16 protein-coding genes and 1 tRNA gene are annotated in these 14774 nt (G+C 57.4%); 7 read left to right on the top strand and 10 right to left on the bottom strand.

Annotated features, from left to right (window positions below; genetic code table 11):
• Positions 1-9: 9 nt before the first annotated feature.
• Entirely contained in the window at positions 10-1212 is a 1203-nt protein-coding gene (locus ABOK31_RS06775; protein ID WP_174174782.1) for a UbiH/UbiF family hydroxylase, read from the top strand.
• Here the strand turns inward: ABOK31_RS06775 and ABOK31_RS06770 are convergent.
• Together ABOK31_RS06770 and ABOK31_RS06765 are read right to left on the bottom strand one after the other, a co-directional pair.
• Positions 1189-2151: an AEC family transporter gene (locus tag ABOK31_RS06770; protein ID WP_349958229.1), complete on the bottom strand. Its 963-nt coding sequence runs from the start codon at positions 2149-2151 to the stop codon at positions 1189-1191. The two genes, ABOK31_RS06775 and ABOK31_RS06770, sit on opposite strands and share 24 nt — an antisense overlap.
• Positions 2152-2215: 64 nt before the next feature.
• Positions 2216-2968 carry a cytochrome c biogenesis protein CcdA gene (locus ABOK31_RS06765; protein WP_349958228.1) on the bottom strand — a complete coding sequence of 251 codons (753 nt, stop codon included), beginning with the start codon at positions 2966-2968 and terminating at the stop codon, positions 2216-2218.
• A 284-nt stretch (positions 2969-3252) separates the two neighbouring features.
• Here ABOK31_RS06765 and ABOK31_RS06760 point away from each other — a divergent pair, with 284 nt between their 5' ends.
• Positions 3253-3534: a PsiF family protein gene (locus tag ABOK31_RS06760; protein ID WP_174174776.1), complete on the top strand. Its 282-nt coding sequence runs from the start codon at positions 3253-3255 to the stop codon at positions 3532-3534.
• 801 nt (positions 3535-4335) lie between these two features.
• Here ABOK31_RS06760 and ABOK31_RS06755 read toward each other — a convergent pair.
• Positions 4336-4539, bottom strand: a complete 204-nt coding sequence (locus ABOK31_RS06755; RefSeq protein ID WP_349958227.1) for a hypothetical protein — start codon at positions 4537-4539, stop codon at positions 4336-4338.
• A 478-nt stretch (positions 4540-5017) separates the two neighbouring features.
• Positions 5018-5380, bottom strand: a complete 363-nt coding sequence (locus ABOK31_RS06750; RefSeq protein WP_234910531.1) for a hypothetical protein — start codon at positions 5378-5380, stop codon at positions 5018-5020.
• Positions 5381-5661: 281 nt separating this feature from the next.
• Between ABOK31_RS06750 and ABOK31_RS06745 the strand changes: the two genes are divergently transcribed.
• Positions 5662-6084, top strand: coding sequence for a hypothetical protein (locus ABOK31_RS06745; protein ID WP_349958226.1), 423 nt, complete (start codon positions 5662-5664; stop codon positions 6082-6084).
• A 701-nt stretch (positions 6085-6785) separates the two neighbouring features.
• On the opposite strand, the gene ABOK31_RS06740 is transcribed toward ABOK31_RS06745, so the two are convergent.
• A tRNA-Lys gene (locus ABOK31_RS06740) sits at positions 6786-6861 on the bottom strand.
• Positions 6862-7238: 377 nt separating this feature from the next.
• Between ABOK31_RS06740 and ABOK31_RS06735 the strand changes: the two genes are divergently transcribed.
• From ABOK31_RS06735 to ABOK31_RS06725, 3 genes are all read left to right on the top strand, one after another.
• The gene (locus tag ABOK31_RS06735; RefSeq protein ID WP_174174769.1) at positions 7239-7496 is read left to right on the top strand and encodes a GlsB/YeaQ/YmgE family stress response membrane protein; all 258 of its coding nucleotides are present in this window, start codon (positions 7239-7241) and stop codon (positions 7494-7496) included.
• A gap of 274 nt (positions 7497-7770) precedes the next feature.
• A complete protein-coding gene (locus tag ABOK31_RS06730) occupies positions 7771-7977 on the top strand; it encodes a hypothetical protein (protein WP_174174767.1) in 207 nt (68 codons plus the stop codon).
• A 207-nt stretch (positions 7978-8184) separates the two neighbouring features.
• The gene (locus tag ABOK31_RS06725; protein WP_349958225.1) at positions 8185-8799 is read left to right on the top strand and encodes a GntR family transcriptional regulator; all 615 of its coding nucleotides are present in this window, start codon (positions 8185-8187) and stop codon (positions 8797-8799) included.
• A 54-nt stretch (positions 8800-8853) separates the two neighbouring features.
• Here ABOK31_RS06725 and ABOK31_RS06720 read toward each other — a convergent pair whose 3' ends face one another.
• The 5 genes from ABOK31_RS06720 to cysG all read right to left on the bottom strand — a co-directional run bounded on the left by ABOK31_RS06720 (position 8854) and on the right by cysG (position 13872).
• Entirely contained in the window at positions 8854-9666 is an 813-nt protein-coding gene (locus tag ABOK31_RS06720; RefSeq protein WP_349958224.1) for a ferredoxin--NADP reductase, read from the bottom strand.
• A 230-nt stretch (positions 9667-9896) separates the two neighbouring features.
• Complete coding sequence (locus ABOK31_RS06715; RefSeq protein WP_349958223.1) at positions 9897-10409, bottom strand: DUF934 domain-containing protein; 513 nt, start codon at positions 10407-10409, stop codon at positions 9897-9899.
• An 11-nt stretch (positions 10410-10420) separates the two neighbouring features.
• The gene (locus ABOK31_RS06710; protein ID WP_174174759.1) at positions 10421-12100 is read right to left on the bottom strand and encodes a nitrite/sulfite reductase; all 1680 of its coding nucleotides are present in this window, start codon (positions 12098-12100) and stop codon (positions 10421-10423) included.
• Positions 12101-12117: 17 nt separating this feature from the next.
• Complete coding sequence (locus ABOK31_RS06705) at positions 12118-12432, bottom strand: DUF2849 domain-containing protein (RefSeq protein WP_349958222.1); 315 nt, start codon at positions 12430-12432, stop codon at positions 12118-12120.
• Positions 12433-12435: 3 nt separating this feature from the next.
• Positions 12436-13872 carry a siroheme synthase CysG gene (gene cysG, locus ABOK31_RS06700; protein WP_349958221.1) on the bottom strand — a complete coding sequence of 479 codons (1437 nt, stop codon included), beginning with the start codon at positions 13870-13872 and terminating at the stop codon, positions 12436-12438.
• 293 nt (positions 13873-14165) lie between these two features.
• On the opposite strand from cysG, the gene ABOK31_RS06695 reads away from it, so the two are divergent.
• On the top strand, positions 14166-14753 hold the full coding sequence (locus tag ABOK31_RS06695) for a nucleoside deaminase (protein WP_174174754.1): 588 nt from the start codon (positions 14166-14168) through the stop codon (positions 14751-14753).
• Positions 14754-14774 lie beyond the last annotated feature (21 nt).

Here is a 14774-nt window from a genome sequence, read left to right as displayed (position 1 = left end):
GGCATGGATATGAAGCAGATTGAAGTGGCCGTTATCGGCGGTGGGCTCGCCGGCATGATCACGGCTTTCGCGTTGGCACGCGGCGGAAGATCCGTCGCCCTAGTCGCGGCACCGCATAATAAAGCCGACAAGCGGACGACGGCTCTGATGGATCAATCGATCCGCTTTCTGGAGCGCCTGACGCTGTGGGACCGGATCGCGCCTTCCGCGACGGCGCTGACCACGATGCGCATCATAGACGGCACTTCAAGGCTGTTGCGGGCGCCGACCGTTTCGTTCCGATCGTCCGAAATCGGCCTGGACGCCTTCGGCTACAATATTCCGAATGCCGTATTGCTCGACAATCTTAGCGAAGCCATCGACGCGGAAGGCAATGTCAGCCGCATAGGTGCCACCGCGTCCGAAATCACCTTCCGCGATGATGGCGTATCAATCGCCCTCGACAATGGCGATTCGATCGATGCCGCATTCGTCGTCGGCGCCGATGGCCGCAATTCGATGGTGCGCGAGACGCTCGGAATCAAGACCAAGGGCTGGTCTTATCCGCAATCGGCGATGGTTCTGAATTTTTCGCACAGCCTGCCACATCAGAACATCTCCACGGAATTCCACACCGAAAGCGGCCCTTTTACGCAGGTGCCCTTACCCGGCCGGCGCTCCAGCCTCGTCTGGGTTCAGAAGCCGGCCGAAGCGGCTGCCAATGCGGAGAAGTCGCTCGAAGAACTCGGCCGGCTTGTCGAGGAGCGGATGCAGTCGATGCTCGGCCAGGTGACGATCGAGGACAGCGTGCAGGTCTGGCCGCTTTCCGGTATGACGGCCCATCGCTTCGGCAAGGGCCGCGCCGCGCTGATCGGCGAAGCTGCCCATGTCTTCCCGCCAATCGGCGCGCAGGGCCTCAATCTCAGCCTTCGCGATATATTGGCATTGTCGGACATTCTCTGCTCGCGCGCCGATCTGCCGATTCCGACCACGTCGGGCGATAGTTTCGATCGCAAGAGACGTGCTGACATCGTCAGCCGCACGGCGAGTGTCGATCTCCTCAATCGTTCGCTGCTGTCGGATTTCCTGCCTGTGCAGATGCTGCGGGCAGCAGGCCTCCATGTGCTTTCCGCCATTACCCCACTTCGTAACATCGTCATGCGCGAGGGCATCGAGCCCGGCGGCGGCTTGCGCAATTTTTCGTCGGCATTACGCGAAAAGTTGCGCCGGTAAGACGCCCGACTTTATCAGATAGAGAACAAGGGAAACCGTCACCACGGAACATGCCGTGGTGATCAGGATGGTCGCCGAGGCCCGCTCCTGCCAGACGCCATATTGCTGGCCAATGACGAAGACGTTCGTTGCCGTCGGCAGTGCCGCCAGCAACACGGCCGCCTCGATCCAGATCGGATCGAACCCGCCGACTGCTTGCAGAACAATATAGACGACAAGCGGATGCAGGATGAGTTTTGCCGGCACGATATAGCCGATCTCGACCGGAATCCGCTTCAGCGGACGCAGCGCAAGCGTTACCCCCATGGCGAATAGTGCACAGGGTGCAGCCGCTTGTGCGAGATAATTGACAAATCGCTCGAAGGCGACTGGCTGATGTAGCGAAAGCGCAGCCACGACGAAACCAAGCGCGGTCGACAGGATGAACGGGTGCAGCAGCACCTTCCGGGCGATATCCGCAGCAACGCGCCCTGGCGAGCGTTGGTCGCCGCCTTCCAGCGCCATAAGAGCAGGTGCGACGATGAAATGCAGTGCGTTTTCAAAGCACACGATCAGCGCCACCGGAACCGCGGCCCTTTCCCCCAGCGCCAGCAGTGCAAGTCCCGGCCCCATGTAGCCGATGTTGCCATAGGCACCGGCAAAGGCCTGGATCGTGCTGTCAGCAAGCGAATTGCGGCGCAGGAAACGGCCGACCAGAAACAGCAGCAGGAAAATCGAATAGGTCGCGGCGATATCGGTGGCGATAAAATCGATCCGAGTCAGCTGTTCGATCGGTGTCTGCGAAACAAGCTTGAAGAACAGCGCCGGCAATGCAGCATAGATGATGAAGGTATTCAGCCAGCCGAGCGCTTCCGCCGGCTGCCTTGTAACACGTGCGGCAACATAGCCGATCAGGATCAGACCGAAGAATGGCAGCAGCAGACCAATAATATCAGCCATGGGGGTCAGCCATCGGGCACGTTCCATTTTGCCGGGGAAATGAGGGCGAAAGATACCGCCCGGCTTAGCCGATTTTCATCAGGATTGGAAAGGTCTGCTGAAACCAGATCGCCATATCGCTGATATAGCCGAAGATGAAAGCGAGGCCTGTCAGCACCAGAAGTCCGCCCATGACCTTTTCGACCGTGCCGAGATGGCGGCGGAAGCGGGAGAGAAAGCGCATGAAGGCACCGGAAAAGCCCGCGGCGATCCAGAAGGGAATGGCAAGCCCGAGCGAATAGACGGCAAGCAGACCGGCGCCGGCGCCGACCGTTTCACGCGAGGCGGCAATACCGAGGATGGCGCCGAGCACCGGGCCGATGCAGGGCGTCCAACCGAAGGCGAAGGCAATGCCCATGATATAGGCGCCCGTTAGCGTCGCCGGCTTGCCGCCACTCTGGAAGCGAGCCTCACGGGCCAGAAGGCCGATGCGGAAGACACCGAGGAAGTTCAGCCCCATGACAACGATGATCAAACCGCCAATCTTGGCGAGAATATCGAGGTGCTGGCGCAAAAGCATTCCGATCGAGGACGCACCCGCGCCAAGCGCGACGAATACGGTGGCAAATCCCAAGGTGAAGAACAGTGCCGACATCAGCACATTGCCGCGAACGCTCGGTGCCTGAGCGACGGCCGCTCCGCCGCCGCGAAACTGCTCGACCGAAATTCCCGCCATGTAGCAGAGATAGGGCGGCACAAGCGGCAGCACGCAGGGAGAAAGAAACGAAAGCGCTCCGGCGAGCAATGCGCTCAGAAGCGAGATATCGGCAAGCGACACGATGGACTCCGGCTATGTCATTTCGGCTCCCTTCCTAGCGGCGCGGGTATCGGAAAGCCAATCACCTTTTCGAGCGGGCCCGGCATCTTGCCTTAAAGTTGACGGAATTGAGATACCTGCGGCAACGCGTAAAACCCCGATTTCCCCCGGTTTTCCGGGCGCAGCCTACAGTCGCGAAGCTGCCGGATGAACGAATTGCTTTTGTAAAAATATTGGTTCAAGCTGTTGATGTTCGTCGAACAACGCACATTCCACCCCAGCTAGTCAGCAGAGGAAAAGCCCCCATGAGAATTGCTACTATGTTCACGACTGCAGCCTTCGTCGCACTCTTCAGCGTAAGCGCGATGGCACAAACGGCAACTACCCCCAGCACCACGACAACGACTACCCCCAGTGCGACGACGTCGGCGCCATCGACAACCACCACGACGAAGCCGAAGGCAATGAAGCCTGCTCAAACTGCCGTTTCCAAGGCATGCTCGACCCAGGCCGATGCCAAGGGCTTGCATGGAAAGGCACGCGCCAAGTTCCGAAGCGATTGCAAGAAGAACGGCGGCAAGGCCTAAAAACTCGCTTCGCTCTCGAATCGTGGTCAACTTTACCGCCCAGCTGGCGGTAGAGTTGATCGCTACGGCGCTCCCATCAAATGATCCCGACGGAAAGACCAGACTGCGGCATCCGAATGCCGTTTGCTTGATATGATCGCTTGTCTTGTGATCCTTTCGTCAGATTTATCTCATTGTTCTTACGGAATTCCGGACGGAAACCGCTGCGCACTTTTTACCGAGACTACTCTGTGGGCTGGCGCCGTTGATGCCGGCAGGGACAAGCGCGCATTATCCGGATATCGCCCACCAACTATCGACATCGATTACCGCCGTGGTTCTCCCGAAGTCGAGCGGCAATAGCAATGTTCTGAAATAAACGAGACAAACCCGGGAAACCCGCTGAAATTACAGTCCATTCCTATCCGGTCGAATCAATAGACGGAGCAGGAAGTTGAGACCCGCCATAAATCCTCCCCCATCGGACACAGCATCGCAGACAAACTATCTGACAGCCTGTCTTTTCGCCCTCGAACCCTCGATCGAGAGCTTGGTTACCGCGGCGATGAAATCAGGCTGGAAGCGCGAATATATTCTCCTCGCCATCATGGCGATTGCGCTGAACGACGGCAGTACAAACCGATCGTCATCCCAGTCATTGCATTCGTGAATGATGGCTAATCGAGTCGCCCACGCAAGCCGCAACACCCCTGCTGAAGTGATTATCGCCGCAGCGCCATGTCGTCGTGCCGCAAGATTATCTTTTCTCCATCAGGAAACGGCGCAGGAAACGCACGAGCAGCAGCCTGACGCCGTTGCCGCTCATGCGTCCCCAGGCTTGCGCTCCTTTGTCACAGGATCGACTTTACCCTCGGCAAGCCTGTTGCGGGGATCGGCAACGAGGGAAGCCTCGTTCTTTTCTTTATTCAGCCGGGCGTTCTTGCGTATCTTGCTGTGCTGTATCTTCGCCAGGGCTTGCTTCTTCTCATGTCCGCCGTGTGATTCACTTTCTCGATCCTGTGCCAAGGTGCGTCTCCTCTCTTTGAAAAGTGAACTCACTTGATGGGATTAGGTTCCGGTGGGAAGAACGACAGCGTGATACTCGGCAATCTCTCATCCACCTGCACAGCAGATTTCGGAAGATTGCCGTCTTCGAAAGTGACAAAGCGCCATCTCACTGTACTTTTAGCGACACATAATATTATAATGCGACGATAGACGTGAAACGAATCATGAATTTCATGCGTTTAAGCTTCACTACCATGTGAGGAAAGCTGATCATGACGTCGATCGAAAGGAAGAGGCTGGCGCGGCTCGTTATGCTCAGATTGCTACCGATCTTCGGTGGCCTGACGGCGGTTGCGGTCGTTGCGCTTTCCACAATCACGTAGGAACTGGCCACAATCGCATAGGAACCGGTCGCAGAACCTGCATCGGCCAGCTCGACCACAAATGATCACGAATCTCGAATCAGGACGATCTTGATGTTTGGTCCGTCCAAACGTCAGGAGCAGTCGGTGCTGTCGACCGAAAATGAATAGTCCCTGCCCTTCAGCTGATAGATGTAATTCGCCAGAGATGCTTCGCCGGAACTGAACTTCGGCAGCAGGAAGTCACAGAGGTCCGTAAGCTGCGCGGATTTGACGAGAGGCGGATCGAAATCGTCATCATCGTCGTCAAGATCGTAGAAATAGCTGTAGATATGATCGGTGAGATCTATTTTCGTCAACGTCGTCTTCTGGTCGATCTTCCTGGGCAGATCCTTGTTGGCAAAGATCACCGGATAGCGCTCCGTAAGATAAGGGATCACAATTCGCTCCGTCACAGGCGTCGTGATCGCGATACCCACCAGCGGCAGCACGCTCAAGGCTACCGAAAACCTCCTGCCCGCCATCAATCCAAACAAGAGCCCCAGGGAAGCCAACAACCCGCAAACGATTGCATAAATTTCCCACACAGACAGTTCTGCCACGAATTCCATCATTCGCCCGTCGTCTTCACCAATCATCTTATTGATGGGAGTATGGTACTACCAAATCGATATTTTTCACCAGCCAATTTGCACCAAATCTCATCAACAACCTGTGCGTTATGGTTGGCTGGAAACGTCGGCGCACGCCGAGGTCGCGCAATCAGCGAGATTCAACAATGCAGACACAATCGAGAAGTCTTCACGTCTTTATTGCCTCATTCGAAACTGAAGGACAGGCGCTAGCCTACTCCCAGCCGCACTGGGAGCCGGAACCGGGTGAAAAAGCTTCCGACGAGCAATATCAAGCCTGGGAGGATCGCAACGCTTTATGGCCGATGAAAAGGGAACTTGGAGGGGCATATCTCGATGAGGATTTCATCGAAACCATTTGGGCAATCGACGATGGCCTAACCGGCCCAGATTGGAAATATTTATCCGGGCGTCTCGAAGCAGCCGACGTCGAAGCATGTAAGGCCATTGCACCGTCGAGGGGCAGCACATTGATACTGATTGATGAACAGGCGTCCGACGGGCTCGATTTCAAACCTTCCTCGACGCCGGCGATGATCTATTGTGGAACCTACCGGCAGCGATCTTAAAAATCGATCATCGCTCATGAGCCTATTGTTTTATTGGCCTACCGTTTCCGTATCACCAGCGAAAAAAGCGGCAATATCCCGCAGCCCAACCTTCTGATCTAAGCCACGCACCAAAGCAAAGATTACCACCTCATACCCGGTTCGCGCGGTCTTTGGCCGAGCCAGTCACTCCATTCAATGAAGCAGCTTCGCTACGGGCGGGACAGTTTGGATCGCGCTCTCGTGGCGTCCGGAAGTCGACCCGATGATAACCGCGACGACAGCAACCATTATGTAAATAATGGCCCCTTTAGGCTTTCGGTCCGATACACAATGCCTTGTCGACTCTAGTGAACGCGGATGGTCAGACATCTTGATCCTTTGGTGTTGAAGAGCGTTCATTTAGTCGATCAGCTGTCCCTAAAGAATATCTCGATTCGCGCATCTCCCCTGCAGGAAGCGAATACCGGTCTTTTCTCCGGTCCTAATTGCTTGGCAAAAAGGCCGGCCTCACTGCTCGCACGCAGCATTTAGTGCCAGAATCCTGCCTTTATCGAGATAATTTCAACATCGCATAGAAAATCGAGCGACATAAAGCTTAGGGACTTTTTCAAGACATCACATTTCTTCACGATATGAACGGTAAATTTCGACGCGCTCATCACTTATGGATGGAGCCAAAACCCAATCCTGAAAAGACATTGCAGAATTAATGAAATTGATGGTGAGAGCGATGGGATTCGAACCCATGACCTACTGATTAAAAGTCAGTTGCTCTACCGACTGAGCTACGCTCTCCCTTTCCGCAGGCAGAGGCTGCCTCGGCTGGAAGTGCGCGGAACATATGCAGACGCCCTATTGTGGTCAACCCATAAAATCGTGGTTGCTGGCGACCGAAGATGCTTTTCCTCACCTCGCTACCGCGAAATGACGGCATCGAGCCGAAGAAGTCGCCCATTATCAAGGAAAATCAGAAATCCGACGCGATGGGTGGATGAGCGTCAACAAGGCAAACGAGTCTCAGAGACCCAAACAACCGTAACAATTTCCCTTAATAATCAGGGTTGCAATGAACGGATTGATCGGCTCGCCATCCGCAACAGTTGGGGTGCGAATCGTTTTTGGTGTATATCAGTTATTGTTAACAACCTGTCGGGCCCTCAGGAGGTTCTTTTATGGAAGACGCAAACGTCGGTTGGATTGCAGCAATTATCATCGGCGGCTTAGCTGGCTGGTTCGCCGAGATGATCATGAAAAGCAATACGGGCATAGTCATGAACATCATCCTCGGCATCATCGGCGCGCTTGTCGCCAGCTGGCTGTTCCGGACGATCGGCATCACGCTGCCGTTCCATGTATGGCTGAATTACCTGATCACGGGTTTCATCGGCGCCTGCATCCTGATTTTCGTCGGTCGACTGATCAGACGTTAGCAGCGCATCGGGCTATACAGGCCCGAATCGGGAAGAGGAAAAAGGGAAGGCGGATCAAACCGCCTTCCCTTTTTTAGTTGCGTGGATTCGCGCCATGCAAGCCGGAAAAATCTCGCGCAAAGATATGCAGCGTAGTTTTGCAGCGACGACATGCCGGTCAGCAAGTGCTCGAAGCGTAAGATACTGATTTGAAACGTCACGATGCGTTTTCAGGTCTTTCCAAGCCGGACCTCGGCGCTATCTACTAAAAAGGAACCGAAAGGAGGTTGGAAATATGACGGAAAACACCAATCGGACAACCACCCGCAAAGTCATCCGGGGCCGCCCTTACAGCATTGCGGAGTTTGCGCGGAAATATCGCCTCGACGATGCGGAGGCGAAGCGCCTCTTTTACAAGTTCGGTCCGTCGTCCACCGAACTGGACCTGCTGATGGCCGCCAAACGAAGGCCGCCTACCCTTGCAACCGCAATCGGTCGATAGCACGCGGCTTTTCCAGCCAGGCTTGCGAAATGCCACCGAGATCGTCGACGGCAACGCGACGATCCGGCAGATGCGATATGCAGGCCGATGCATGGCCGCGATGATTGGCTTTTGCAATTTGGCGTACTGATATATCACGATTGGTTGCGTTCGTAGATGCTAGATGACACTGTGTGCCATCCAAGCAGAAGTCGGACGCAGCCTCGCATGCAGAATTCGCTCAGCCACCTCGCCTATCTCGCGTTGGAATACGCGATCGTGACGCTTGCGCTGAAACCAGGCGCCCTCGTCACCGAAAAGCAGTTGATCGAAGTGGCGGAGCATGGGCGGACACCGGTGCGCGAGGCAATCCAGAAACTTGCATGGCAGGGATTGATCCATGTGCGGCCGCGCGTCGGCCTGCAAATCGCGGAGATTCGCCCGGAAGACCATCAATATGTCATGCAGGTGAGACGCGAACTGGAACCGATTGCCGCCGCGCTCGCCGCTACCCATGCCGATCCGCAGCAGCGCGAGCAGTTGCGGGAATGCGCTCGTCTGATGACGGAGTGCGCTGCCACCGGCGACCTTCCTGGCTTTTTCGCTACCGATAAGGCTTTCGACGAGATTCTCGAAGCCGCCTGCCCCAACAACTTCATCACAGCGGCGCTCGCACCCGTGCAAACGCACGCACGCCGGCTGTGGTATTCCACCGGGACGCATGATCGCATGGGCCAGGCGATCGTTATGCATGTCCAGGCCATCGAAGCCATTCAGGGCGGTGACGCGAACGCTGCCGAGACGGCCATGGCCTCACTCATCGATTATCTCAGCGGCGGATGAAAAAGGCGGCCTCGTTACCAAAGCCACCTTTCAATCCGGATTCAGATGATTTGATCAACCGACGAAAGCGCGCTCGATGACGAATTCGGCCGGCTTGTTGTTGGCACCTTCGTTCAGGCCGGCCTTTTCCAGCAGCCCCTTAGTATCCTTCAGCATGGCGGAGGAGCCGCAGATCATGCCGCGATCGATCGCCGGATCAAGCGGCGGCACGCCCAGGTCGCTGAAAAGCTTGCCGTTTTCGATGAGATCGGTGATGCGGCCCGTGAAGGGGAATTCCTCGCGGGTGACAGTTGCGTAGTGGCGCAGCTTGTCGCCGACGACTTCGTTCAACAGCTCGTCGTTGCGGATTTCCTCAACAAGGTCGAAGCCGTATTTCAGCTCGGCGACATCGCGCGTGGTGTGGGTGAGGATGACTTCCTCATACTTCTCATAGGTCTCGGGATCGCGGATCAGACTTGCGAACGGCGCGATGCCGGTGCCGGTCGAGAACATGTAGAGCCTGCGACCGGGTGTCAGCGCGTCCAGAACCAGCGTGCCGGTCGGCTTCTTGCGCATCAGCACTTCGTCGCCGGGCTTGATGTTCTGCAGGTGCGAGGTCAGCGGACCATCCGGCACCTTGATGGAAAAGAATTCGAGCTCGTCGGCCCAGGCGGGGCTTGCGATCGAATAGGCGCGATAGAGCGGCTTGCCGTCGACCATCAGACCGATCATGGCAAACTCGCCGGAACGGAAGCGGAAGCCTTGCGGCCGGGTCATGGTGAAGCGAAAGAGCCGGTCGGTATAATGCGTGACGCTCAGCACCTTCTCGGCAAAGACGCCGGCTGGGACTGCTGAAGCAAATTCATCTGATTTGGCGGGGGCGTTCATTCTGTCTCGAATCCCGTATTAGTCTTACACGTATTCCCTGGCAGGCTCATTTCGCGACGCTGATATTATAATATAGCCGGTTTTGAAAGGCATTCCATTCCATCCGGCGATACAGGATTGAAATATGCCTATTCCAGTCAAGTTTCCATATCACCGAGCGTACATAATTCGAAAGGCTTGAATACGGCAGTCCGACATTGTCAAATTGCCGCAATAGCCGCCTTTCGACATCAGGCCGATTTTGCCGGCAACCGCCGCCAGCTATAGGCCTGTCCACCTTCTGCGCGGCGCGCAGTCGGCTGATAGTAGTGCGGAATGCCCGGCAAGCGATTTTCCGAAAGCCGCTTCAGTGCCGTCGCGTTGGTCACGGCGAAACTATCGATGCCGACGCGCAGCATCAACGGTACCTGATCGATCAACACATCGCCGACAGCGCGCAATTCCCTGGCATAACCCAGGCGCTGGCGCAGCAGCGAGGCATGGCTGAAGGCGCGGCCGTCGCTGAATGCCGGAAAGGCGACGGCGACGATATCGAGACGATCGAGATAGGGCTGCAGCCGGGCCACATCGTCCGCCGGCTTGATGACGACGCCGAGGCCAACGTCATTGCTTTCTTCCGCCTTTGCGATCAGCGCATCGAGGCTAAGCAGAGGCTTCTGCGTTTCCGTCGCCTTGACCTCGTCGGTCTCGATGACCCACGGATCGTTTTCAATGAAGCCGGTTTCCCGCCAGATCTTGGTCATGGTCAATCTCCTTACGCGGCTTCTGCTGCCGACGAGGACGCGCCGTAGAGCGCAGTCTTGAACGGCTGCGGCCCGACGCGACGATAGGCGGCGAGGAAGGTTTCGGAAGGGTCCTGACGAAGGCCGAGATAGGTATCGACAATGGTCTCGATCGCGTCAGTCACCTTGTCGGGCTCGAAGCCGCGGCCGATGATCTCGCCGATCGAGGTATTTTCGTCGCCGGAGCCGCCGAGCGTGATCTGATAGAGTTCCGCGCCCTTCTTCTCGACGCCCAGCAGGCCGATATGGCCGACATGGTGGTGGCCGCAAGCATTGATGCAGCCGGAAATCTTGATCTTCAGCTCGCCGATCTCCGCCTGGCGCTCGGGCGAACCGAAGCGCGTGGAGATTTCCTGCGCGACCGGGATGGAGCGTGCATTGGCAAGCGCGCAATAGTCGAGGCCGGGACAGGCAATGATATCCGTGATCAGGCCGGCATTCGCCGTTTCCAGGCCGATGGCAACGAGGCCGCGATAGACAGCCTCAAGATCGGCCAGCGCCACATGCGGCAGGATGAGGTTCTGCTCATGGCTAACACGGATTTCGTCGAAAGCATATTCCTCGGCGATATCGGCGACGGCCTCCATCTGAGCATCCGTCGCATCGCCCGGAATACCGCCGATCGGCTTCAGCGAGATCGTCACCATGCCGTAATCAGGGTTCTTGTGCGGCTGCACGTTCTGCTGCACCCAGCGGGCAAAGGCCGGATCGGCCTTCTTCCAGCGCGCCAGGCTTTCCCAGCCTTCGGCGCGCTCAGGCAGCGCCGGCGGTGCGAAATAGGCAGAGATCGCCTGAACGTCGGCTTCCGGCAGCTTCAGCTCTGTATCCCTCAGCTTGTCGAACTCGACTTCGACCTGACGTGCCAGTTCCTCGGCGCCGGTTTCATGCACGAGGATCTTGATGCGCGCCTTGTACTTGTTGTCGCGGCGGCCATGCAGGTTGTAAACGCGCATGATCGCCGTCGTGTAGGAGAGGAGATCCTCTTCCGGCAGGAAGTCGCGGATAAGCTTGGCAATGAGCGGCGTGCGGCCCTGCCCGCCCCCGACATAGACGGCGAAGCCGATCTCGCCCTTGTCGTTCTTCTTCAGATGCAGGCCGATATCATGCACCTGGATCGCGGCGCGGTCGCGCTCGGCACCGGTGACGGCAATCTTGAACTTGCGCGGCAGGAACGAAAATTCCGGATGAACGGAGGACCACTGACGCAGGATTTCGGCATAGGGCCTGGGATCGGCGACTTCGTCGGCCGCGGCACCGGCGAAATGATCGGCCGTCACGTTGCGAATGCAGTTGCCCGAAGTCTGGATGGCGTGCATCTCAACCGAGGCGAGATCGGCGAGCGCATCGGGCATCTCGGAGAGCTTCGGCCAATTGAACTGCAGGTTCTGGCGCGTGGTGAAGTGGCCATAGCCGCGGTCATAGGTGCGGGCGACATGGGCGAGCATGCGCATCTGACGCGAGCTCAGCGTGCCATAGGGAATGGCGATGCGCAGCATATAGGCGTGCAGCTGCAGATAGACGCCATTCATCAGGCGCAGCGGCTTGAAGGCATCTTCCGAAAGCTCACCCGAGAGGCGTCGCTCCACCTGATCGCGGAACTGGGCAACCCGTTCCGCAACAAAGGCGTGGTCGAATTCATCGTAACGATACATGACTTCCTCGGGACTTCTCAGACTGCAATGAAATCGGGATCGGCCGCGGCATAGCCCGGCGCGTATTCCATGGTGGGGCCTTCGGCGCGGATACGCTCGCGCAGGCGCAGCGGCCAGAGCTTGCCGCCAGTTTCCTGAACGTCGATCAGATTGACGTCGACGACCTTGTTGTCAGCATAGGCCTGCTTGCCGATCGCTTCCAGAGCTGCTTCCGCTTCGGCATGGCGAGCGACCAGCGCTTCCTGCAAGAATAACGTCCACTCACCATTTGCGTTCAGCCAGACAGCAATGCCATCGGCAAGCCGGTTTGCGGTCAGAACCTTGTCGACCATAAATCAGTTCCTTGCATAGTCTTGAGCAGCGGCCTCGCGACGGACCAGCGGCTCGGATTGTTCAAAATTCGCACCGGCGACAGCATCGCCGATAATGACCATGACCGGGCCGCCCAACTCATCGCGATGCTCGAGATCTGGCAAATCCCGCAGGATACCATGCATCAGGCGGCGATCGCTCCGGCTGGCATTCTCGATGATGGCAACGGTCGTCTCGGGCGGCAGGCCGGCCTGCATCAGGCGGCCGGCGACGGAAGCGGCAACCGTGCGTCCCATATACACGGCAATCGTGGCCCCGGATACGGCCAAACTCGCCCAATCGGGCAGCACGTCGCCTGTGAGATCGTGACCCGTTGTGAAGACCAGCGACGAGGCAACACCGCGCAGCGTCAGCGGCAGTTCAAAATCGGCAGCAGCAGCGAAAGCGGAGGTGATGCCGGGAACGATCTCATAACCGATACCGGCAGCACGCAGGGCAGCCATTTCCTCGCCCGCACGACCATAGACCAGCGGATCACCCGACTTCAGCCGCACGACGCGCTTACCTTCGCGGCCGAGCTGCACCAGCAGGTCGTTGATTTCTTCCTGCGACTTGCTGTGGCAGCCCTTGCGCTTGCCGACAGACAGGCGCTCGGCATCGCGCCGTCCCATATCGACGATTGCCTGCGGCACCAGAGCGTCATAGACGATGACATCGGCTTCCATCATCACGCGCTGCGCCCGCAAAGTCAGCAGATCTTCCGCGCCCGGACCGGCACCGACCAGCCAGACGCGTCCCTCGACCTCACGCGACGACTGCAACAGCTCATCGGCCGCTTGCTCCGCCTGCAAGAGATGTCCGGCATTGACGGCGTCGGCGACGGGTCCTGAAAAGAACTGCCGCCAGAAGATGCGACGGGCAACGCCGCGCGGCACAAGGCGCTCGACCGGCTTGCGGAAGCGCGTCGCGAGCTCGGCCAATTTACCGAGCGACGGCGACAGTATCTGGTCGATCTGCGCACGGATCATCTGCGCCAGCACCGGACCAGCACCTTCGGTGCCGATGGCCACTGCCACCGGAGCCCGGTTGACCAGCGCCGGCGTGTAGAAATCGCAATAATCGGGCTGATCGACGGCGTTTGCCGGAATTCGCTCGACGCGGGCCGCATCGACGATCATCCGATCGGCCTCGGCATCGCCGGTGGCGGCAAAAACGAGCGTCGCGCCCTTGACCTGATCGGCAGAAAAATTGCCGCGTACGGTTTCGATACGATTGGCAATGAGGAAGGCATGATAATCAGCCTCCGGCGCCTGCACAAAGGCGACGACCTTCGCCTGCGTGTTCAGAAGCAGCCGCACCTTGGCGAAGGCTTCATCGCCATTGCCGAAGACAGCAGTAATCCTTCCTTCCACGCGGAAGAAGGCGGGAAACACCGAAAGCTGTTCAGTCCTCAGAGGCATCGTTATTCCACTTCGAGATTTGGCGAATATCGCCCTTGCGGCCAAGAGATTGAAGAAACAGAAATTCTAATGCCCATGCATGCGCGTATTCTTTTGCTCGACATGCCAAGGATTTGAGCAAAACTCACCAGACGAGCAGACCGACATAAATATAGGAAATCTATAGACTTTTATGATTGACTGGCGCCTGCGACCATTTTATTGCCTGTGACAAACCGGGTCCATACGTCATTTGCGCATTCCGTCGCATCGGCAATGCCGATAGACTGGCGCCAAAACTTTGGAGCAGATCCTTGTCCGACAACAGCATCGCAGCCCGCCTTCTCGACGTCGTGGAGCATGACATCCTGCCCCTGACCCGCAAAGGCGTTTCTGCCGGCAACAAGGTCTTCGGCGCTGCCATCCTGCGCAAATCCGACCTTTCACTCGTTATCGCGGAAACCAACAATGAGTTGGAAAACCCGCTCTGGCATGGCGAGGTTCATGCCCTGAAGCGCTTCTACGAACTCGGCGAAAAGCTTGCGACCAAGGATCTGATCTTCCTGTCCACGCATGAACCCTGCACCATGTGCATGTCGGCGATCACCTGGGCCGGTTTCGACAATTTCTACTATTTCTTCAGCCATGAGGATTCCCGGGATGCCTTCGCGATCCCGCATGATCTCAAAATCCTGAAGGAAGTCTTCGGCCTGGAGCCTGGCGGCTATCGCCGCCAAAACGCATTCTGGAACAGCTTTGCCATCTCCGACCTGGTGGAGACGGAAGAAGATCCGCGCAAAGGCGAGTTGAAGGACCAGACGGCGCGCATCAAGCAGGCCTATGCCGGTCTCTCCGACAGCTACCAGGCGTCCAAGAGCGACAACGACATCCCCTTGAACTGACAGAGCAAGATCCGAGGCAAC

The sequence above is a fragment of the Rhizobium sp. ZPR4 genome, from assembly GCF_040215725.1.
GTDB classification, from domain to species: Bacteria; Pseudomonadota; Alphaproteobacteria; order Rhizobiales; family Rhizobiaceae; genus Rhizobium; species Rhizobium rhizogenes_D.
The sequence above is the reverse complement of the archived record's forward strand: the minus strand, read 5'-3'. Positions and strand labels throughout refer to the sequence as shown.